13 protein-coding genes, 1 tRNA gene and 1 pseudogene are annotated in these 21,046 nt (G+C 37.3%); 6 read left to right on the forward strand and 9 right to left on the reverse strand.

Features of this window, described 5'->3' with window-relative positions:
- Positions 1–151: pseudogene (locus BUA16_RS18910) on the forward strand (IS481 family transposase); the annotation flags it as partial.
- Positions 152–325: 174 nt separating this feature from the next.
- Here the strand turns inward: BUA16_RS18910 and BUA16_RS02580 are convergent.
- From BUA16_RS02580 to BUA16_RS02615, 8 genes are all read right to left on the reverse strand, one after another.
- Positions 326–985, reverse strand: a complete 660-nt coding sequence (locus BUA16_RS02580) for a LytR/AlgR family response regulator transcription factor (protein ID WP_072763090.1) — start codon at positions 983–985, stop codon at positions 326–328.
- A gap of 126 nt (positions 986–1,111) precedes the next feature.
- Positions 1,112–1,513 (reverse strand): response regulator, encoded by a 402-nt coding sequence (locus BUA16_RS02585; RefSeq protein ID WP_072763091.1) that lies wholly within the window; start codon positions 1,511–1,513, stop codon positions 1,112–1,114.
- The gene (locus BUA16_RS02590) at positions 1,507–4,569 is read right to left on the reverse strand and encodes a PAS domain S-box protein (protein WP_072763092.1); all 3,063 of its coding nucleotides are present in this window, start codon (positions 4,567–4,569) and stop codon (positions 1,507–1,509) included. Before BUA16_RS02590 ends, BUA16_RS02585 begins: the two co-directional genes overlap by 7 nt.
- A 909-nt stretch (positions 4,570–5,478) precedes the next feature.
- Positions 5,479–6,243 (reverse strand): LytR/AlgR family response regulator transcription factor, encoded by a 765-nt coding sequence (locus BUA16_RS02595; protein ID WP_072763232.1) that lies wholly within the window; start codon positions 6,241–6,243, stop codon positions 5,479–5,481.
- A 102-nt stretch (positions 6,244–6,345) separates the two neighbouring features.
- Positions 6,346–7,665 (reverse strand): RagB/SusD family nutrient uptake outer membrane protein, encoded by a 1,320-nt coding sequence (locus BUA16_RS02600; protein ID WP_072763093.1) that lies wholly within the window; start codon positions 7,663–7,665, stop codon positions 6,346–6,348.
- A 10-nt stretch (positions 7,666–7,675) separates the two neighbouring features.
- Complete coding sequence (locus BUA16_RS02605; protein WP_072763094.1) at positions 7,676–11,017, reverse strand: SusC/RagA family TonB-linked outer membrane protein; 3,342 nt, start codon at positions 11,015–11,017, stop codon at positions 7,676–7,678.
- A 21-nt stretch (positions 11,018–11,038) separates the two neighbouring features.
- Entirely contained in the window at positions 11,039–13,591 is a 2,553-nt protein-coding gene (locus tag BUA16_RS02610; RefSeq protein ID WP_072763095.1) for a zinc-dependent metalloprotease, read from the reverse strand.
- 104 nt (positions 13,592–13,695) lie between these two features.
- Entirely contained in the window at positions 13,696–15,270 is a 1,575-nt protein-coding gene (locus BUA16_RS02615) for a histidine kinase (RefSeq protein WP_072763096.1), read from the reverse strand.
- 304 nt (positions 15,271–15,574) lie between these two features.
- Between BUA16_RS02615 and BUA16_RS02620 the strand changes: the two genes are divergently transcribed.
- The 5 genes from BUA16_RS02620 (at position 15,575) to BUA16_RS02640 (ending at position 19,225) form a co-directional block, all read left to right on the forward strand.
- Positions 15,575–16,234, forward strand: coding sequence for a TetR family transcriptional regulator C-terminal domain-containing protein (locus tag BUA16_RS02620; protein WP_072763097.1), 660 nt, complete (start codon positions 15,575–15,577; stop codon positions 16,232–16,234).
- Positions 16,235–16,242: 8 nt separating this feature from the next.
- Entirely contained in the window at positions 16,243–17,553 is a 1,311-nt protein-coding gene (locus tag BUA16_RS02625) for an ABC1 kinase family protein (protein ID WP_072763098.1), read from the forward strand.
- A 366-nt stretch (positions 17,554–17,919) separates the two neighbouring features.
- Positions 17,920–18,360, forward strand: a complete 441-nt coding sequence (locus BUA16_RS02630) for a hypothetical protein (protein ID WP_072763099.1) — start codon at positions 17,920–17,922, stop codon at positions 18,358–18,360.
- A gap of 279 nt (positions 18,361–18,639) precedes the next feature.
- Positions 18,640–18,861 carry a hypothetical protein gene (locus tag BUA16_RS02635; RefSeq protein WP_072763100.1) on the forward strand — a complete coding sequence of 74 codons (222 nt, stop codon included), beginning with the start codon at positions 18,640–18,642 and terminating at the stop codon, positions 18,859–18,861.
- Between the two features lie 290 nt (positions 18,862–19,151).
- Positions 19,152–19,225: transfer RNA gene (locus BUA16_RS02640), tRNA-Pro, on the forward strand.
- 525 nt (positions 19,226–19,750) lie between these two features.
- Here the strand turns inward: BUA16_RS02640 and BUA16_RS02645 are convergent.
- Positions 19,751–20,812: an NAD(P)/FAD-dependent oxidoreductase gene (locus BUA16_RS02645; protein ID WP_072763101.1), complete on the reverse strand. Its 1,062-nt coding sequence runs from the start codon at positions 20,810–20,812 to the stop codon at positions 19,751–19,753.
- Between the last annotated feature and the right edge of the window lie 234 nt (positions 20,813–21,046).

Below are 21,046 nucleotides of genomic sequence, written 5' to 3' on the forward strand. Positions count from 1 at the left end.
TTCCATTGAAGAAATACAGGTAGATCTGGATGGCTGGTTGCAGTATTACAATAATGAAAGAACCCACACAGGAAAGCACTGTTTTGGAAAAACACCGATGCAGACCCTACTGGACAGCAAATATTTGGCTGATGAAAAAATGTTGGATTTACAATCCGATAAAATTGTACCTTTATTAGAGGCAGGTAAAGCGGAAACAGGCTCTGGTGGAGACCAACCTGTCAGGAATAACCTGTCCGACGACTGGAATGGTCAGGGGGCTCCAAACGAGCCCCTAAACCAAAATTATTCCAAGAGTCAAAATGCCTAAAAAAACTCTTAACTGTCAGACGAAATCGTAGCTATTACAATTAATGATATACGAATGATGTATTCTGAAAAAATAATTAGGATCTAAAATTGAACTATATTCTCCCAAATTTCTGCTCGACATTATTTTTTTTTCTCCTATAATGTGAAAACTAGTATATTTTCCTTCTGCTTTGCAAAAAATAATTTCTGCCATTGGAATGAGTTCAATTTTGTCCAATGATGCAACGGCTACATAGTCATTGCTCTGGTTCTGAGTATTCAGAATATTGATATTGTTTATTTTTTGATCCTGATAACTCTGTTCCATTTGAATTGATTTAATCACTTTATAAATGGCTATGATAACGTTATTAAATTCTATTGGTTTTAGTATAAAATCAACCGCATTATATCTAAAAGCTTTTACCGCGTCATGTTCATAATCAGAGATAAACACTATTTTAGGGATTTTAAAATCTAATTGATCCAGCATTTCAAAAAACGAATTATTTTTAAATGGGATGTCTAAAAAAATGACATCAGGCCTTTTTAACTTAATCATGTTAATGCCCTCATTTAATAAAGACGTACTCCCAATTATTTTCATAATCATAAAGTTTTCCTCAACGAATTTTTCTAAAAAAACCAGAGTGTCTTTATTTTCATTAATAATTATGGAATTAATTTGGACCATTTTTTTAGTATATTTTATCTAAAGAATATAGTAATAAGGTGTTTTGACCCCTTTTATCTCGAGCTTAGTGGAAATAGAAAGATTTCTATTTCTTGACTATATTTGTTGGAAATTAGTTTTATAAACTTATAAAATATTGTCGAGAAATTCTTTGGTAATAGATTTAACATGGAAAGCAACGACATTTAAGTCTTCATTTGCTCGTTTAATATCATTTGGATCGATTGAGGACGATACCATATAGACTCTACACTGTTTTTTAAATCCTGATGATAATTTATCATATTCTGCCATAAATTCAAATCCAGTCATTTTGGGCATAAAGATATCTAAGAAAATAACTTGAGGTAAACCGTGGAGATCGCACTGTTTTTCTTGTAAAAACTCCAATGCTTTTATGGCAGATTGGTACTGGTCAATCTTCTCTCCAAAATTATGTTTTGTTATAAGTCTTGCGGTAATATAAAGGTCCATAGGGTTGTCATCAATAATCATCACCCTTTGAAATTTTGATTTAGACTCTAACATATTTTAAAATTTTTTAGTATTATTTCAAAAGTAGTACCAGTTTTTACTTGGGAACAGACATTGATGGAGCCTTCTAATTTGTCGATAGTATCTTTTACAATGTATAATCCAATTCCAGAACCTTCTGCTTTACTAGATATGCGAAAAAACATATCAAATATTTTTTCTTGATATTCTAAGGGAATTCCTATTCCATTATCAGATACCTTAAGTTGGAGTATGTTGTCATCTGAAATTGCCTTTACGCTAATAAATTTATCCGAATTACAATCTTTATGATATTTAATGGCATTGGAAATAAGGTTTTCCAGAATTGTTTTAAAACGGAACTTGTCAGAATAAAAAGTTGAGTTCTCTTTAACATCAATGTCAAAACTAATTCCTTGTGCGTTGGCTATGTTTTGAAGACTTAGAACAATATCTGCGATGGTTTCCTTGATAGGGATTGTCTGTATTTCCAAATCGGTTCGATTATTCCTGGAATAACTTAATATCTTTCTTGTAAACTCATCAAGTCGGTTTATGTTGTTCTTAATCATCTGAACATGTTCCAGAGTTTCTGGTTCTTTAGTTTCATCTTCAATTATTGAAGCAAGTCCTTGAATAGAAGTTAACGGACTGCGTAGATCATGAGAAACACTATACACAAAACGGTCTAATTCTTTGTTTGTTTTTAAAAGTTCATGATTTTGCTTTTCAAGGATCAGTTCTGCATTTTTACGTTCTGTAATGTCGAAGCGAGTGGCAACATATTGATAAGGTTTGCCTTTAGAATTGAGAAAAGGTGTTATGGTAGTATCAACCCAATAGTAACTGCCGTCTTTTGCTTTGTTTCTTAATTCCCCTTTCCAAGTTTCGCCATGGGCTATTGTTTTCCAGAGGTTTCTGATGTATTCTTTAGAATGATAATCTGAACTAATAATTTTGTGGTCTTGTCCGATTAATTCATCCTTACTATATTTAGAAATTTTACAGAAGTTTTCATTGGCATGTACAATTATTCCTTTTTGATCTGTAATTCCTACAATACTAGATTCATCTAAAGCGAATTTATAATCGGCGAGTTCTCTGTTGCGAAGCTCTAAATCCTTTTGAACGGCTCTGCTTTCGGTAAGGTCGGTCAGAACATTCACGGCACCTGTAACTTTGCCTGAAGAATCAATATAGGGAACGACATGGGGAAGTATAAAGCGTGTTTCCCCTTTTGCATTTTCGATAGTTCCTGCATAACCAGATACAGTTCTGGCTTCCTCCAAGGCAATAGCCATGGGGGTCATGTGCCTAGGGATTATTTGCCCATCCTGGCTTGTTATTTTTTTGAAAACGCAAAATAAATCCTTTCCTATTTCCGGTTCTTTTCCCCATAATCTAACCGCTGCATTATTGAAACATGTTATTTTTCCTTCTGCATCACAAGAGTAGGCTGCAATAGGTAATTCATTTATTAATTGGCGATATAGTTTCTCACTTTCTTCAATCTTCTTACGTGACAAAACTTGTTCAGTGACATCAATAGAGAAAACAAAAATACCATCAATATTGCCATCAAGGTCTCTATGTGCCTGATAGAGAAAGTTGAGGTACTTGTCGGTAAGCTCTCCATTTCCCTCTAAGTCGAATTTGACCAGCTTTTCATTTGCAATGTATGATTCACCTGTAATATATACGGTATTCAAAAGTTCAAAAATCCCCTGCTCTTTTAATTCTGGTAATACTTCCTTTACCGATTTCCCGATAATATCTTTTTTACCGATTAATTCAAGATATAATGGATTGGCTAGTTCAAAAATATGATTTGGACCTTTTAAAATGGTCATACAGGCTGGAGAGAGGTTGTAAACATCTAAAAATCGTTGCCTTTCTACTTCATAGGCTTTCTCTATTCTTTTTTTCTCCGAGATATCCTTGGCCGTACAATAGAATAATTTTTCGTCCTCATCCCATTTGGCACTCCACATAGTGTATACAATGGTTCCATTTTTATGTATAATTCTGTTTTCGAAAGTCCTCACCGGTTTTCCATTCTTGATTTCAGTATCAGTTTGAATGGTAGCTTCTTGATCTTCTAGAACTATAAATCGAAGATAATTTTTACCAATTAATTCACGGGGTTCATACCCCCAAGAACTTTTGCAAGCAGCACTTATCTGGACGAACCTGTTCTCTTCATTAATGGTACATATAACATCCAAAGAAGAGTCCATTATTTTATTAAGGTCATTTATGGCATCTTGCAGATCCGTGGTTGTTTTGGCTAATTTTTTTTGGTTTTCTTTAAATTTCGATAAATCACGAATTGTCAATGAAATTCTTTCTTTCCCAAAAGTATCTTTAAACATAACCGAGGTTACCATAGCTGGAAATCTAGTGCCATCTTTCCGTACTAATCCTAACTCACCTTTGCACCTTCCTTTCTCAATACGTTCTCTTATAAATCTTGGTAAATTGACATCCGTCAAATCGACAATATCGGATCGATGCCGTTTTGCAAGCTCTTGCACTGTCATTTGTAACATTTCACATGCTGCAGGATTAGCAGAAAGGACATAACCATCTGTATTCGCAATAAGAATGGCTTCCATAGAATTATCAAATATGGCCTGTAACCAGGCTTCTTTTTTAGATAATTTTATTTTACAGGAGTGATCATTATCCCTTTGTTTTAGTAGTACATCGTTATTGGTGTTACAACTTTTCTTTAGAGCTCTGGATAATTTATGAGGTAAACTTGAGATGTTTTGTTTCAATACAATATCCGTCACACCTTGTTTGAGTAGTTCAATACAGCTATCTATCTCTATATGTTCTGATATAATTATAAATGGGATTGAGGGATACAATTTATTTCTAATTTGCAATGCTTCAATTCCGCTACAGTCCAACAAAGAATACCCAGAGAGTATAATGTCAGGACTTAAATTAAGTACTGCACTCTCTAATGCATCAATTAATTTTATACTTTTAATGATGTAGTTGAAATCAACATCATTTATATTGCTTCTAATCAAATCAATTTCAACCGGAGCATTTTCTAATAATAATACTTTAATTATCATTTATAAAAGTTTCTTTTTTAGTGTTTGCTTTTACAAGCAAAACTTGTTTTAAGCAGTTGAAAGAATGTGTGTCTTTTACATTCCGAAAAAGGTTGAATTTTAGTGAGGCAGTCCGAAGCAGGTCTAGATTAAAAATCTAACTCAAATAATAAGTTGAAATTCTTAGAACGGTTACAAAATCATTCGTGTTCGAAATTAGGTTTTTATTTTTCATTTAGATAGTCAAAATTAATAAGCCATAAGATTTTTGTAATAGGTGTGTTGACATAGAGATATCTGGAATTGAAGTTCCTTTATCACTTTAATAATTTTAAAAAAACAGGATCATGTTTGACAGCATCCAATACCCTAGGCGGCTATTAAAAACCTTTAAGAAGATTATTAAGGTGATACAAAAGGAATAATGAAAGTCTCAAACAATAAGGTTAAGAAAATGAACGATTTATTAAATACCACTAAGCCCCATAAAGTTCCGGACGAATAGTATGTTCGGTTAATAGAACGTGCAGAGAAGAAATACGGTTCCGTAAAGAATCTGGTTTTCAGGAAGCGTTTTTCAGTGAGCTTAGAATAAGAATTCAAAATGTTTCATAGTGGGCTAGTGAGCGTCTTCTATCCCATTCTACATGATACCCTGTTTACGCTGGCCGGTACGGGCGTCACACTCGTGCCCGTACAGAAAATATTAGGTGAAGTTACTAGATTTTTACATTGCTCAATTTTAAAATCAACTCATTCTTAAATTAATTCATTGGTACATTTCCACATGGATCCTATTATAACATTAATCCCGCGTTAGGGACCGTAGCGGCATCCCCGCAGCAAGGCAAGGGATATAGCGAAGTGCCCGACCGCCGAAGGGGGTAACGCCCAAATAATGGTGCTAAAAACTATGGATATACAGGGAAATTAGAAATCTAACCACTGCTTAAAAGCTTTGATCTCTGTTTTGCTTAGGATTATTTTGTCCTTTTTTGGGGCTGTCGGACTTAGGACTACTTCTAGTTTAAGGTTGCTGTGTTTGATGATTCTTTTCACTGAATCTATGTGTACGACATAGTTCCTGTTTATTTTAAAAAAGAGGGTAGGGTCTAATTTGGTAATGACCTCTTTGATAGTGCTGTTGTAAATATAGTTCTCTCCGTGTTGCGTATATAGGAACAAATGCTTTCCTTCTGCGTAAAAATAAGCGGTTTCTTGGGTGGTAATGGAAATGAACTGATGCCCCTGTTGTACCAAAAAACGTTGTTGGTAAGTGGTTTTAAGGTGATTTAATGCCTGATTTACCAAGGCATAGGTTTCTTCACCTTGGTATTTTTCTTTAATGACCGTAAACTTTTCCAAAGCTTCCATTAAGGCGTCTTCATCAAAGGGTTTCAGAAGGTAATCTATGGTAAAATGTTTAAAAGCTTTAAGGGCGTATTCGTCATAGGCCGTAGTAAAAATAATAGGGGCCGTTATGGCAACAGCTTCCAGGATTTCTAGGCTGGTACCGTCTTCGAGGTGAATGTCCATAAAGACCAAATCGGGCATGGTGGCCTTAAAATAAGCAATGGCTTCTTTTACGGATCCCATGCTAACTACCTCACGTACCGGAATCAATTGCTGCTGCAGTAAAATCCCCTTCAAATAATTTGCAGCTAATTCTTCATCCTCTATGATGGCAACCTTCATTGTTGATCTTTTTTTTGATACCTCAAAAGTATAAAATTCAAAATTCATGCATTAAAAAAGCCCGGTAAAATACCGGGCTTTAATTAAAAGGGCAAACTTATATTATAAATCGGGATTATTAAGCTTGGCATCCGCAGGATATAATAAGGTATATCTGGGGTCGTTTTTGTCCAAAGTATAAGTGTCCCCATTAAAGGTATGTTTGATTTCCTGTTGGGTCGTCCTCCGTAAATCGAACCATTTATGTCCTTCTAAGGCCAATTCTTTAGCTCTTTCATCGTAAAGTGACCCCTCGTATGCCTCTGCAGACATATTGCTAATGGCAGTTTCCATACTAGGCATATGCTCTTTGGTATACCTGTTTCTCAATAAACTCAATAATACCTCTTTAGAAGCTTCGGTTTTCCCTGTTTTTAACAAGGATTCGGCTTTTATTAAGTACAATTCGGCTACTCTAAAGGAGCATTTAAATTTTTGATCCCCGCCCTTGTTCGATTTATATCTAGAACCGTCTTGTACAAAGTAAAGGCCAAAACGAAGGTCATTGTCTTGGTCATAGGTATTGATAAAGTCATTGTCTATATAGGCGGCATTGTTTAAAGAGGCCTGATATACGTCTTCCAAGGCCAATATAGATTCTGGGGAGTCAAAGCTATTCGGCAGGCTAGGGGTGGTATTTAAATCTACCAAGCTGTTGTTGTAGCTCAAGGCCTTATCAGCCGCTTCCAAGGCTTTTTTCCACTGGTTCATATATAAGAGTACTCTTGCTTCAAGGGCAAAAATGGCCGCCTTAGAAAAGCGATAGTTAAGACCTAATACTTGGGTATCCGTATTAAGTCGGTTTTTTGCCGCTTCAATATCTGTCAATACTTGTTGGTACACCTCTTGAACCGAGACCGCTTTAAAGACTTGCTCCAAATCTACTTCTAAGGCCAAAGGCACGGCTTTGTCATTGGCAGCAGTAGCATGATCGTAAGGCTTCCCGTAAAGGTTTGCCAAATCAAAATAAGCATAGGCCCTTAAGGCATGGGCTTCCCCAAGAAGTTGCTCCTTTTCAGCGGATGCCGTAATGGATGTTTCCCCTTCGTTGATAATGTGATTGGTGTAAAAAATAGTGTTGTAGAACTGTATCCACGGGTATGCGCCCGTTTGGGGATCTGCATCGGTATCTTTCCAGATATAAATGTCCTTATAATATGGGGCATCCGTACTGTACTCATTTAATTGCAGTTCATCTGTTCTAAAAGCGAGTCTAGATTTGTGTCGTGGAAAGGCCTGGTAGGCAGTGGTGATCAAGGCTCTGTTTTCTTCCAATGTTTTTGGAATGACCTTGCCTTCGGGTTCGATATCGAGATACTTATCGCAAGCGGTAAAGCTCATGGCCAAAATTAAGGCTAAGGGTATGTAAAAAAACTTTTTCATTTTCTGGTTTTTAGAATGATACGTTAAGGCCTAATGAAATGGACTTTGAAATGGGTTGGGCATAGATATTCCCAAAAGTTTCTGGGTCAAAATACCCCGAGTAGTCACTGCTGAACACAAAAAGGTTTCTCCCTTCAATATTAAACCTTAGTTGGTTTATATGCAGTTTAGAAGTGATGGTTTCGGGAAGACTATAGCCTAATCTCATGCTAGAAACCCTTAGGTAGCTCATCTCATCTACAAAGGTGTCTAGATAAGACATGGTGTTAATTGGGTTGAGGTCGGCAAACCACTTATACGCCATCCAAGAATCTCCCGATCCCGAAGTTTCTCCAACAATACCAGGTAAATTAGATCCGGTGTTATTTGGAGACCAGGTGTTTAGAATGTCGGTAGTATAGTTTTGACCACGGTCTACCTGACTAGGGTTATAGGGCAAGTTCTTAACAACGGTCTGTTTTAAATTAAAGTTGGTAGCCACCGTAAAATCAAGATTTTTATACTTAAAAGTGTTGATGAATCCACCACTGAACTTAGGGTCTCTATCGCCTACATAGGTGAAGAGTCCTCTAAACTCTTCATTGCTCAAATTAGATTGGGTAAGGTAGCCCGGAAAGAAATCTGCCCATGGATCTACAAGATCAAAAAATTCTACCGCACTTACCTTTTCATCGCCCTTCCAAAATAAAGGATATCCATTTTCATCTATTCCTGCTGTTTTTAGAGCGAATACGGCATTTACAGGAAGCCCTTCCCTAGAAGGCAAGAAACTGTTTTCGCGAATCTGGATCTTATCTACATGACTCTTGTTGTGAGAGATGTTGAAATTGGTAGTCCACTTAAAGTTAGGCGCATTGATATTTCTAGTAGCAATGGAAAGTTCGTAGCCTTTATTGGTAACCTGTGCCCAGTTAAGGTTGGTAAATTCAAACCCATTTTCCAAGGGTACAGATTTTAAGCCGATTAGGTCAGAGCTTTTCCTTTGGTAAAAATCAAAGGCCATATTAATCCGTTGGTCAAAGAAACCTACATCGGCACCAAGGTTATAGTTTTCTGTTTTTTCCCATCGCAACTTATCGTTAGGGGGTGAGGTAACCACAATAGAAGACTCATTGTAGCCTGGTAAAATGGTAGCGTTGTTATATTCTCCAACAACAAAGGGAGAGGTGTTTCTGTCTATATTTCCCTGCAAACCATAAGAAGCTCTTAGTCTTAGGTTAGAGATGATATTGTTGTCTCTAAAGAATTCTTCTTCGGAAACCAACCAAGAACCGGCGGTAGACCAAAGCGGTAGGTACTTATATTTAGGATCGACCCCAAATAAGTTGGAACCGTCGTAACGCACACTGCCAAACAAGGTGTATTTTCTATCGTAGGTGTAAGATCCGGTAGCGTAAAAGGAAGCGTAGGCATTCTCTACGGTAGCGCGGTCATAAGCCTTATAGGTGCTTTCATTAGCCGTACTTTCGTTAGGGAAAATGATAGGCTTGGTGTTTAAGGTCTTCTTGTCATACCCAAAACCTTGGGTAGCGATTATTTTGGAATTAGACCTTCTTAATTCAGATCCAACCATCGTTTCAATTTCGTGTTTGTCACCAATAATGGTGCTATATTCCAAAAGGGATTTCCAATTGTACTGAAAGAAATTGTCTTCCCAGTTTTGGATGATACCGCCCTCGGGCAAGAAATAGTAGTAACCGCCACGATCGGAACTATAGCGTCTTGTTTTTTCACGTATTTTTCTGGTAAAATAGGAATCGGCCGCACCATATTTTTCCGTGCTGTTATGGTTTAATTGCAGCCCTAGTTGTGTGGACAGTTTTAAGTCGTTATTAATTCTGTACGAAGCATCGAAAATAGCCTTTAAAGCATTGTTGTTTAAATCGTAGGACGTATTATCTCTTTCTTCCAAGAAATTAAAAGGAACATAGCGACCTTCAAAACCTTCGATGTCCTGGTCGTAATTATAGCTGCCATCTTCTTTATATGGAGCTAAATAGGGGTTGGCATTTCTAGAATAATTGGCAGGGTTGGTAAAGGCATCGGTTCCGGTGACATAAGACTCTTTATTTGATTGGGATGCAAATAAGGATACGCCGGCCTTGAAACGATCGGACAATTGGTAATTGTTTTTCAAGGTAATATTATAGCGCTCATAACCGGTACCTATGGTAGTACCGTCTTCATTGTAGTACCCTAAAGAAAAATAGTAATCAGATTTTTCGGCACCACCGGCGATGCTTAGGCTGTACTGTGTGTTCGCAGCAGATTGGTACAATAAATCGCCCCAATTGGTCTGGTTCTCTTTTAAAGCATTGATGGCCATTTGGGTGGCATTGCTTAAACCGTTAAAGCCGTTATTTCTGTAAATGTCCAATTCGTTGGCCGAAGTAAGGATGCGCATTACTTCTCCCTTATTGGTTCTAAAGTCTAAATCGTCGCGCTGGGCCAAAGACAGTTCAAAGGCTACTTTTTCATTAGCGTTCATTAAATTCAGCTTATCCATATCCGGACGCATGGTATAGAAGGTGTTGGCAGAGAAATTAATGTTCATTTTCCCTTTAGTCCCTTTTTTAGTAGTGACCACAATAACTCCATTGGCAGCTCTAGCTCCGTAGATAGCGGTAGCAGCGGCATCTTTAAGGATGGTAATATCTTTGATGTCATCTGGGTTGATTCCGGCGATGGCATAATTTCTAAGTTGATCTATATTGTCTTTGTCCCCAAAATTAGGAACGTCGTTGCCTTCTAAAGGCAAGCCGTCTATTACCCAAAGCGGATCTTGGGGCCCAGAAAGGGAGGCAGTACCTCTAATCCTGATTTTTGCGGGGGTTCCCGGCGCACCTGTTTCTGAAGTAACGACCACACCGGCCGCCTGCCCTTGTAGCAACTGATCTACACTCGCAACCCCGATTTGTTGGGCGTCCTTCATGTTTACCTGGGCTACGGAAGCGGCGAGTTTTCTTTTTTCTACCTTTTGGTAACCGGTCACAACAACCTCGCTAAGGGCATTCATATCTTCAGTAAGATGCACCTCAAAGGAAGTTTTGGAATCGATATAGAGGATTTGGGTTTCATACCCCATATAGCTAACCGTAAGCTTAACGATACCGCTGGGAATCGTAAGGCTAAAATTTCCGTCGAAATCGGTAATGGCACCTATACTGGTGCTTTCGATAATCCCTTCGACGCCGGTTTCATTGGCAATGGATTTAGAATCTACAAAGATAGAGGCGCCTGGTAATGGCATGCCGTCTGTTTTGGAAAATACCTGTCCTGTGATGGTCCGGCTATTTTGGCTGAACCCTAGGATAGGGATTAGTAATAAAAGTAATAATCGCACTTTTTTCATAGATTGTTGGTTTATGGAGTTTTAGTTGTTGATTGCTTGATCGATTCTACTGATAAGGTCTAAATAATGCGCCCGCGTTTGTGGGTCGCCATGGTTTTTCTTCTTTTTCAAGAGTTGAAGCAGGCTGTGCAATTCTCCCTTTTTTATGGAGGTCACCTCTGACACCCGTTTAATAGAAGTGTAATTGATGTTTCTGGCCGAAATGTCTTCTTTTACCATATAGTTACATAGGGTAGGGGTTTGTAAGCGGGTAGAGACTTCCAAGGTTTTTTTCGATGTCTTTTGGAATAGCTTGTTAATATCTACTATTAAAACATCGACGTAGTTTTTTTGCGCCATACGTTCAAAAAGGGTCAGGGATTTATTTTTAAGGGTTTTCTTAAAAACATGATTTCGTACCGTACGGAACAAGGCTTGGTTGCTATAGCGTTCTTCACTCTTGTTTTGGAACATGGTAGCTTCCGACAACCTTAAAAGCCTTGCATCACTGAACAGGCTATAGAATGCCGAATATTGGAGTTCCCTTGCCAGGGTGTAGGGAGAATATTCGTAAGGCCCCATGGGTGAGTCTTTTAACGGAAAGGTTTTTTCCGAGATATCGTTGACAAACAGCCATTCTGGAATTGTAAACACATTATCGTTTAAGTAGTCTACCGCCCTTTGTTGTGTTTCTGCAGCTACATTTTCGTAGGCTTTTTTCTGGTCTCCGTGAACGGTGTTATTAAGGTATACCCCACCAATATTATTGATGACATGATTGTTGTATAATTGCCATTGTCCAATGACCCCCATATATAATTTTCCTGTTTTATAATAGGTGTCTCCTTCGATATAAGTCCACTCCAGGGCATTGTCTATAACGCGTTTTAAGTTTTTTATCCCGTATTCGCTGGCCAGTACAGCATCGTTGCCCAAGTCTTCCGATTGTGATCTAGGGTCTATAGTATTGTGGTAGTCCTGTGTTTCTCCGTAAAAATACAGCGGATCGTCATTGTGCTCGGTCACTAGGGCCGTTAGGAAGTTTTCTTCCGTTTTAGTGTCGGGGAACCATTGGTACCCCCACTGAATGGCATATTTGTCATAAACCCCAATTTTCGGGGTAATGGCTTCGACTCCATCTTCGGGCTGTGCAACGTAGTTATAACGGGCATAGTCCATAATAGAAGGAGCCGTACCGCCCATTTTTTTGGTAAAAGTTTTGGAACGCAAGGAATCTACTTCAAAAGCAAAAGAAGACCCCATATTGTGTTTTAAACCAAAGGTATGTCCCACCTCATGAGAGGATACAAACCGGATAGCTTCTCCCATGTGTTCATCGGCAAAGGTATTGCTTCGCGATTTTTCGTCAATAGGGCCTGTTTGTATACGCATCCAACTTTGCAGGGAGGTCATTACATTATGCCACCAAATGATATCGGCTTCAATTATTTCGCCACTTCTTGGATCTACGACCGATGGTCCCATCGCATTCGATTTAGGCGAAGCAGCATAAGTGATCACGGAATAACGAACATCGTCTATGTCAAAATCTGGATCGTCCTCGGGGGCGTCAAGAGCAACAACGGCATCTTTAAATCCGGCTTTTTCAAATGCTTTTTGCCAGTCGAAAACCCCTTGCTTAATAAAAGAGCGCCATTTTGCTGGAGTGGCAGGGTCTATATAAAATACAATTGGTTTTTTGGGCACTACCAGTTCCCCTTTTAAATAGCGGGTTACATCCTGATCCTTAGGTTCTAGCCGCCAGCGGGTAATGAGTTCTTTTTCTAACATGGCATGCTGCTTATCGTTAAAATACCAGCGTTTTTTGGTGAAATACCCAAGGCGTTTATCTAAAAATCGCGGGGTCATAGGTTCCTTGGCCAGCAATACAATATTAGAGGTAATCCCTATGGTCAATGGTACTGCTGCACCCCCTTCAGAGATCGAAGTGGTAAGATCCGACTTCACTACAATGTTTCTGGGGAACGTCTTTAATTCGGAAATAAAGGAAAGACTCGATTTTGCCGAACCACCTAGTCCGGTATTGTTAAAGACGTCATTAAAACTTTTTTCACTGCCATCGAATACCTTATTGACCTTTATAACCGTAGAAGGGTTTTTTGTGTTGATCGAAACAATGTCAAATCCCTCTATAATAGAAGCCGAAAAATTGTTTTTTACAGATTTTGTTATGGCGTCGTTTTCTGGAGATGATACCATTGGCACCGAGGTGCGTACCCAAACCTTGTTAAGTAGGGAGTCCTTGGAAAAAGTGATTACCTTGTTTTCAAACTCCATCCCTTTGTTAAGGCCGGCTTCGTTGAGTTGTAATGGAACCTTTGAGATTTTGTTTACAATCAGGAATTCTCTTCCTAAGAGGGTGTCGGGAATTTCAAAATAATAGTCTTTCTTGGCTTTTATGATATTGAAAATACCCGTTTCTACAGAGCCATCTTTTATAAGGGTCTGATACTCTTTTAATCCTGTTGTTTCCGTGGAGTCCTTATCTTTTTCCTGCTGCTTTTGTGCATGTATGGCGTTGATACCCACAAGTAGGAGAAAACCGATCCACCACACTCTGTAAACTTTGATCATAGATATGTTTGAGTTAAAAAATCTGTTAAAGCTCTATGTCACGGGCGAAGAATCAAAACAAAAGAGAGTAGACGGTACAAAAAGCGGAGTGAGCAACAGTGGTTTTATAGTAGGGGGAGTTTACAAATGAATAGAGAATCTTGTTTAAAGGTTTTAAAACCGTCGATTTTATAAAATCCATAGATACTCTCTAGGTACTGTAATCCAAATTGGAGCCCCTTTTCGGGGTTTTCCTTTATTTGAAGGGTATTCTTAATAAGTACGACTTTATTTTGGATATGGATAGTTATAATTAATGGATGTTCTTTGGTCGCTATATTGTGTTTTATGGCATTTTCAACCACCGTTTGTAGGGCGAGATATGGAATTTTTTTTCGTAAGGAATCTTGGTCGTCGATGTTTATTTGAAACTGAAGTTTAGTGCTAAACCTTGTTTTTTGAAGAAATAGATATTCTTTTATAAACTCGATTTCGTCCGATAGCGGAATGATATTTTGCTGGGGAGTACTGATGAGGTACCGGTAAATTTTTGAGAGTTTAAAGGTGAATTTCTTCGACAGGGCCACATCCTGATCGATAAGAGTATATAAAGAATTTAGGGAGTTGAATAGGAAGTGCGGGTTAATCTGATTTTTTAACTGCTGTAATTGCAAAAAAGCACTCTCCTTCTGAAAAACTTCCTTCTCAAGGGCCAAGCGGCTTTTTTCTTCTTGTAACAGCACTATGGCCTTGTATTCTTTTTTGATGCTTTTATTAAAGTAAAAAAACACAAATAAAAGAAGTAGGGCAGAGGAGAAATAGACAGTATAGCTGTATTTTTTTATAATGCCAATATTTTCTTCGTTCAAGCTTTTGGGATAATTAACAGCGATAAACCATTCTTCCCCACCAATATAAAAAGGTTTTATATACCTAATGACATCGAGTTGTAAAAATTCTGATTGTACTAGGCGCTCTGTAAAGCCATCTTTGGCAATAGCAGTGTCTTGTGGAGATAAAGGCGTAAAACTAAAAACATTTTTACCAATATTATCGGTATCTGGATGCAATAAACAAATACCGTCTTTATTAAACACATAGGCATAACTCGAGGAATAGTTATCGATGTCCCAAAAAGCCTTTTGTATGGCCATTACCTCTAGGTCGTACCCATAATGTAAGGTTTCGTTTTGTAGGGGAATGCTAATGTTGTTTCGCCAAAGGTATTTTTCAGAACCATCTTCTTGGATTATGGTGCTGGCGATACCATTTTTTGGTAGTATAGTATCCTTTAGAAGCGCTGCTTTAAGGTTGTTGCTGTCTCGTTGATGTGACTTAAAAGAAAGGTGATTGATGCCAGAAGGATTTGTAGTATAATACCAGTTAGCCCGGACGTTACTGTCTAATAATTGCAATTCACTTAATATTGTTAAGGGGTGTTTATGCGAGGTGAACCGACTTCCTTCTGGTACTATTTTCGCAACATCGAACAAGGGCTTTTGAAATTCTTGAAACTGAAGGCTGATCAGGTCGTATTTTTTTTGAAAGCTTCGCTTGGCAATGTCCTGGCCCACATGCTGAACTTCAGAAGAAATAAGATAGCTTAACATAAAAGTGGCAATGATAGTGATGATGACTACCACGAAAATCACTGAAATATTTCTGTTTCGGGAAAAATTGTTTTTTAGAAATTCCTTCATGGAGGGCTTTTTTGTGACTGTAGAAAAAGTGGGCAAAGGTACGACAAATGAAAGAATTCCATGGGGTTAACCAAGAGTGTTAGGGGAACAAGTTTATAATCATCCAACCATTAGTGAGCAATCTTATTTAGGTCCAAGAGGTAGCGAGAGTAACTTGAATTAAGAGATTTATAGATATTGTGGTTTAGGATCACTTGAAAAAAAGTCTATAGAAAGCAATTTTAGGAACCTTGGGTTAATTTTGTTTATTCTTTAACATAAAACGTTAAACATAATTGTATCTTTATAGGATAATACTATTATCATGGCAAAAAATAAAACGATTACCCCTAAAGATCTTGTTACTTGGTATATGGATTATGTTTTGGAGCATAATGAGAAACCAAAATCGGTCTATGCTTTTGCAAAGGCGCATAATTTTGAAGAGCAGAAATTTTATCAATTCTTTGGATCCTTTGAGGCACTGGAAAAGGACGTGTTCAAAACTTTTCATGAAGTTACCCTTCAGGTGTTGGAGAAAAGTGAGGACTATAACAGCTTTGATGCCCGTAACAAACTGTTGAGCTATTACTTTACATTCTTTGAAAACCTTACTGCGAATAGGAGTTATGTAAAGGCTTCTTTAGAACGTTACAAAAACGGACTAAAGGGACTCTCGGTGCTTTCTAGTTTACGGGAGTGTTTTATACAATATATAGACGTATTGGATATAGAAACCTTGGAGCTAAAACAGGAGAAAATAGAAAAAATTCAAAAGAAAGCACTTAGTGAAGGAGCTTGGTTACAGTTTTTGCTAACCATTAAATTTTGGATGGGCGATACTTCTGCAGGCTTTGAAAAAACGGATGTTTTTATAGAAAAGTCGGTCAATACAAGTTTTGACGTATTAAACATAGCTCCTTTAAAAAGCCTCGTTGATTTCGGGAAATTTATTTTTAAGGAAAAGAGTCATTTTAACTTATAGGATCCTAAATGAAAACAATAGATAAAATTCCAGTTTCAAAAATACAACGCGCTAGTAAATTAGTATCTACCGGAGCTAAGGTGGGTGTAAATTACCTTAAATATTATGGGGACAAGCTCACCAAATCCGAAGTGGAAGCCAAAGATTTGCTGAATAAGAATAATGCGGAAGATATTTATGACGGACTAAAACAGCTAAAGGGGAGTGCCTTAAAGGTTGCCCAGATGTTAAGTATGGAAAAAAGTATCATGCCGCAGGCCTATGTAGAAAAGTTTTCCTTGTCTCAATTCTCGGTACCGCCTTTGTCTGCACCTTTAGTGCTAAAGACGTTTAAAAAATATTTCGGGAAATTGCCCAATGAAACCTATGATTCCTTTAATGCTATCTCGGTAAATGCCGCGAGTATAGGGCAGGTTCATATGGCCGAAAAAGACGGAAAAAAATTAGCGGTAAAAATTCAGTATCCAGGGGTTGCAGAGAGTATCGCATCGGACCTTGCCATGGTAAAGCCAATAGCCCTGAGCATGTTTAATATTAAGGGCAAGGACTCGGATAAGTATTTTAAAGAAATAGAGGGGAAATTAATTGAAGAAACCAATTATGTATTAGAAGTGCAGCAGAGCAAGGAAATTGTAAAAGCCTGCCAGCACATCCCCAACCTCTTGTTTCCTCAATACTATGAGGCCTTATCTTCGGAAAGAATCATCACCATGGATTATATGAGTGGCGAGCACCTGTCCGAATTCGTGGCCCACAACAGCAATCAGGAACTCTCTAATACCTTGGGACAGGCCTTGTGGGATTTTTATATGTTTCAGATTCATATCTTAAAAAAGGTACATGCCGATCCGCATCCTGGGAATTTTTTGGTGTCTGAAGACAGTAAACTTATAGCGTTGGATTTTGGGTGTATGAAGGCGATACCCGATAATTTTTATCGCCCGTATTTTGAATTGGCAAAAAAAGAAAGTTTGGCCGATGATGCCTTTTTTGAAGAAAAATTATTCGAATTGGAAATATTGCGACAAGATGATAATGAGCAAGAACTGCAATTCTTTAGAGCTATGTTTCATGAAATGCTGAGTTTATTTACACAACCTTTCCATGGAGAGACCTTCGATTTTTCGGATGGCAAGTTTTTTGGTCAAATTGCCGCTTTGGGCGAACGGTATGCTAAAAACACACAACTTAAAAAATTGAACGCCAATAGGGGGTCTAAACACTTTATCTACATGAACCGTACGTTTTTTGGATTGTATAATTTAATGTTCGATTTAAAAGCGAAAAATATTAAAATCAATAATTTTCAAACCTCTTAAACGTATGAACCGTAGCTACGTCCCTTACGTATATCTACTATATTCCAATATTCTTCAGGTGATGGTTTTCTAAATAGGATATATTGCCTTGTTGGTTTTTAAAGGCACAAAAAAATTATCTTCTTGATAAAATGACTATAGCTAGAATTTAACGGGGATTTCTTTTTTTTAAGGCTACTATCCCTTAAAATATTTTTAAGGTAAAAGAAAGATAATCTAGTTTCCTTATCTATTTTACCCCTGACTATTTTGGAGGTAAAGAGAAGGATAGTCCTTTTGTAAAACAGTACTCCTGTTAATTTATGTTTAATTAATATTTAAAAAAGTTAAACATTTTGTAACTTTGTGTATAGTTTAATCCGAAAAATGATTTTAAATACAACATATCGCGATAAAGGGCACAGACCAATAATCAATGATTTGGTAGGCAAGCCTTTTTCTTTTATCGAAATTATTCGGCGGAAGGGAATAGGATCGAAGCGATTGGTCATTGAGGAAGTAAGTCCCAACCTTAGGCCCTATATGAATTTGGTTTCCGATATAAACTATGCAAATATAGAATTGCGTCCGTATGGCATTCTTATTTTTATCAACAAAGGGTTAAGTAATTATACTTGGGTTGTACCTTATTATCAGCTGGTAATTTATAAAATGAATTGCAGCAGTATCCATGCACAAGGGAGGTATGTACATTTTATGGTGAATAAAAATTTTAAAGAGAGTAAATCTTTTTTTAATAAATTATGGGACGCTAAAATAAACTTCGATATGAAATATAATTTCACTAACAATATGGATGATTTTTAGTAAGTTATGTTATTCGTTTAAATGTTTTTTTAATAAATTGTCGGTAAAACTATTGTAATTCAAAAAAAAGTATTATAATGGAAGGTTTATACTTATAGATTAGGGGAAAATATGAACTAAAAGTATGAATTTAATTTGTACGGTATTAAAATTGCACCCTAAGAAATAAGTGTAAAAAAGCGATGCTAAAGACTGTTAATATGACGGTCTAAAGAGTTGAAATCGTTTTGTAATATTAATAATAATTAAAAAATTTCCGAACAAAAAACTGTTTGAATTATGGATATAGTTACTAGGGCTCTCGAGTTTGAGCAAAGAAACAGAAGATCACTAACCACTAGTGAGCGTATTGAAATTTCCAGAGAGGCAAAGGAGTTAATCTTGGGTCTTAATGAAATTTATAAAAAAGAAAAGGACGCTCAAATCATGGAGATCATGAAGCGCCTAACTTCAATAAAACAAAAGATAGAGAAGCGTTTAAAAGGGCCATCTACCATTTAAGGAAAATTGGCTATTTCACAATCTTAGGTTAGGACCGTTCTTAACATCGGCTATTTTTAAATATAATAGCTGTAGGTGGTGTGCTGTTGCTTTTTTACGGTGTTTTGGTCAAATAAAACCTTAAAAAGCTTGATTTTCTACATTAAAATCCGCCTCCATTTGGAGGCGGATTTTTTTATGTTGCTGATTCTTAGGAGTTGATTTTTAAGCGACAAAAAAGCGGTTATTTTTTTGGAAAATACTTGGGATATTTTGTGAAAACTTTCCTATGTTTGCAACCTAATAAATTTCGGGATGTAGCGCAGCCCGGTAGCGCACACGGCTGGGGGCCGTGGGGTCGCAGGTTCAAATCCTGTCATCCCGACTGAACAAAATAAAACGATATCAAAGCATTGTTAATCAATTGATTTTCAGTGCTTTAAGTTTTTAGTGATATCATCTAAAATCATTCAAAACCGTCTAAAATGGTATCTCCAGTGTTTCTTATGGGAATCAAAAAGTAGTGATTTTGTTGTAACTTTAAGTATCTTTTAAAGGCTGTTTTTCTTCGCCTTTTATAAGCTTTGTGTTTAACTTAAAGACTCGTAACATGCATGAAATCAATAGATTGTCGATCACTTTCTTCGCTAGAAGATGTAAAAAGGATCCCGAGAATAAAATAATCTATGCTCGTATCACATGTAATAAAACTAGGAGTGATTTTAGTTTAAACCGTGTCCTATCCGGGAATTTATGGGATAATCACCGATTAAGAGGGAAAGGATATTCTAGTTATGTACTATCCCTGAACAAGTATTTAGAGCTCATAGACTGGGAGACCATTGTCATTGGATTACCTACTAAATTAGTCCAAAAATTCTAACTAACTACTCAATTTTAATTCAAGGGCTCAAACAATACTTTGTACTACTTCTTTTTTCGCTTCCTTTTTTGAACCGTCAAAACCTTCCACGCCCCCGACCGTGGTATATTTCATTACATATTTTTTATTTGGATTAATACGTTGGTACGCAAATTGGCACATGACGGCCGCCTCGTGAAATCCGGAAAGAATCAATTTCAATTTACCTTCATAGGTATTGACATCACCAATTGCATATACCCCAGGAATATTGGTCTGATAATCCTTGGCGTTATTTACTTTTATGGCATTCCTCTGTATTTCCAAGCCCCAATTTCCGATAGGGCCTAATTTTGGTGATAATCCAAACAATGGAATAAAATAATCTACATCTAAAACAGTTTCACCTTTCGCTTTATCGTTATGTCTGATGGTTACTGCTTCCAATACTTTATTTCCCTCAACGCCCACAACTTCCGCTTCGGTAAACAATCGTACCTTGCCCAATTTGGCCAATTCGGATGCCTTTTCTACAGAATCTAATGCCCCCCTAAATTCTTTTCGTCTATGTACCAAAGAAACTTCGGAAGCTACGTCTGTTAAGAAAATAGCCCAGTCCAGAGCGGAATCGCCCCCTCCGGCAATGACCACTCTTTTATTGCGATATATTTCAGGATCTTTGATCATATAGGCTACTCCGGCATCTTCAAAATTAGCAATATTGGGAATTAAAGGCTTCCTAGGCTCAAAGGACCCCAAACCCCCAGCAATCACTACAACTGGAGCGTGATGCTTTGTCTCTTTGTTGGTCGTAACTATAAATGTTCCATCTTCCAGTTTCTCCAAAGTTTCGGCGCGTTCACCCAAGGTAAAACTAGGTTCAAAAGGTTTGATTTGTTCCAGAAGGTTGCTAACCAAATCCCCAGCCAAAATTTCCGGAAACGCCGGAATATCATAAATAGGTTTCTTAGGGTATATTTCGGAACATTGGCCTCCTGGCTGTGGCAACGCATCTATCAAATGGCATTTTAACTTTAATAGCCCAGCTTCAAAAACGGTGAAAAGTCCCGTAGGGCCAGCTCCAATAATCAGTATATCTGTTTTTATCATTTTTTATAAAATTTAAACCTTAAGCGTTAGATTGGCTGCTAAATTACAAGAGGCTTGCCCTACACCATACGCATCCCAATATTTTTCATTTGTAAGGTTTTTTCGACTAAAACTCAAATCGCCATGTAGGTTTCTCATAAAACAAAGTGAGATTGAAAACCGAATAAGATGGAGAACGGAAAAAATTGTTTTGCTTCATGGGCTTACATTAATTGTTGGGATTTTTGAACTTGT

The organism is Arenibacter nanhaiticus, assembly GCF_900141935.1.
Lineage (GTDB): Bacteria > Bacteroidota > Bacteroidia > Flavobacteriales > Flavobacteriaceae > Arenibacter > Arenibacter nanhaiticus.

What these genes read in the sequence shown, in the direction of transcription:
- BUA16_RS02615 (WP_072763096.1), bottom strand. Translation starts at nt 15,270, where the DNA reads ATGAAGGAATTTCTAAAAAACAATTTTTCCCGAAACAGAAATATTTCA.
- BUA16_RS02610 (WP_072763095.1), bottom strand. Translation starts at nt 13,591, where the DNA reads ATGATCAAAGTTTACAGAGTGTGGTGGATCGGTTTTCTCCTACTTGTG.
- BUA16_RS02600 (WP_072763093.1), bottom strand. Translation starts at nt 7,665, where the DNA reads ATGAAAAAGTTTTTTTACATACCCTTAGCCTTAATTTTGGCCATGAGC.
- BUA16_RS02635 (WP_072763100.1), top strand. Translation starts at nt 18,640, where the DNA reads ATGGATATAGTTACTAGGGCTCTCGAGTTTGAGCAAAGAAACAGAAGA.
- BUA16_RS02605 (WP_072763094.1), bottom strand. Translation starts at nt 11,017, where the DNA reads ATGAAAAAAGTGCGATTATTACTTTTATTACTAATCCCTATCCTAGGG.
- BUA16_RS02585 (WP_072763091.1), bottom strand. Translation starts at nt 1,513, where the DNA reads ATGTTAGAGTCTAAATCAAAATTTCAAAGGGTGATGATTATTGATGAC.
- BUA16_RS02625 (WP_072763098.1), top strand. Translation starts at nt 16,243, where the DNA reads ATGAAAACAATAGATAAAATTCCAGTTTCAAAAATACAACGCGCTAGT.
- BUA16_RS02580 (WP_072763090.1), bottom strand. Translation starts at nt 985, where the DNA reads ATGGTCCAAATTAATTCCATAATTATTAATGAAAATAAAGACACTCTG.
- BUA16_RS02645 (WP_072763101.1), bottom strand. Translation starts at nt 20,812, where the DNA reads ATGATAAAAACAGATATACTGATTATTGGAGCTGGCCCTACGGGACTT.
- BUA16_RS02620 (WP_072763097.1), top strand. Translation starts at nt 15,575, where the DNA reads ATGGCAAAAAATAAAACGATTACCCCTAAAGATCTTGTTACTTGGTAT.
- BUA16_RS02595 (WP_072763232.1), bottom strand. Translation starts at nt 6,243, where the DNA reads ATGAAGGTTGCCATCATAGAGGATGAAGAATTAGCTGCAAATTATTTG.
- BUA16_RS02590 (WP_072763092.1), bottom strand. Translation starts at nt 4,569, where the DNA reads ATGATAATTAAAGTATTATTATTAGAAAATGCTCCGGTTGAAATTGAT.
- BUA16_RS02630 (WP_072763099.1), top strand. Translation starts at nt 17,920, where the DNA reads ATGATTTTAAATACAACATATCGCGATAAAGGGCACAGACCAATAATC.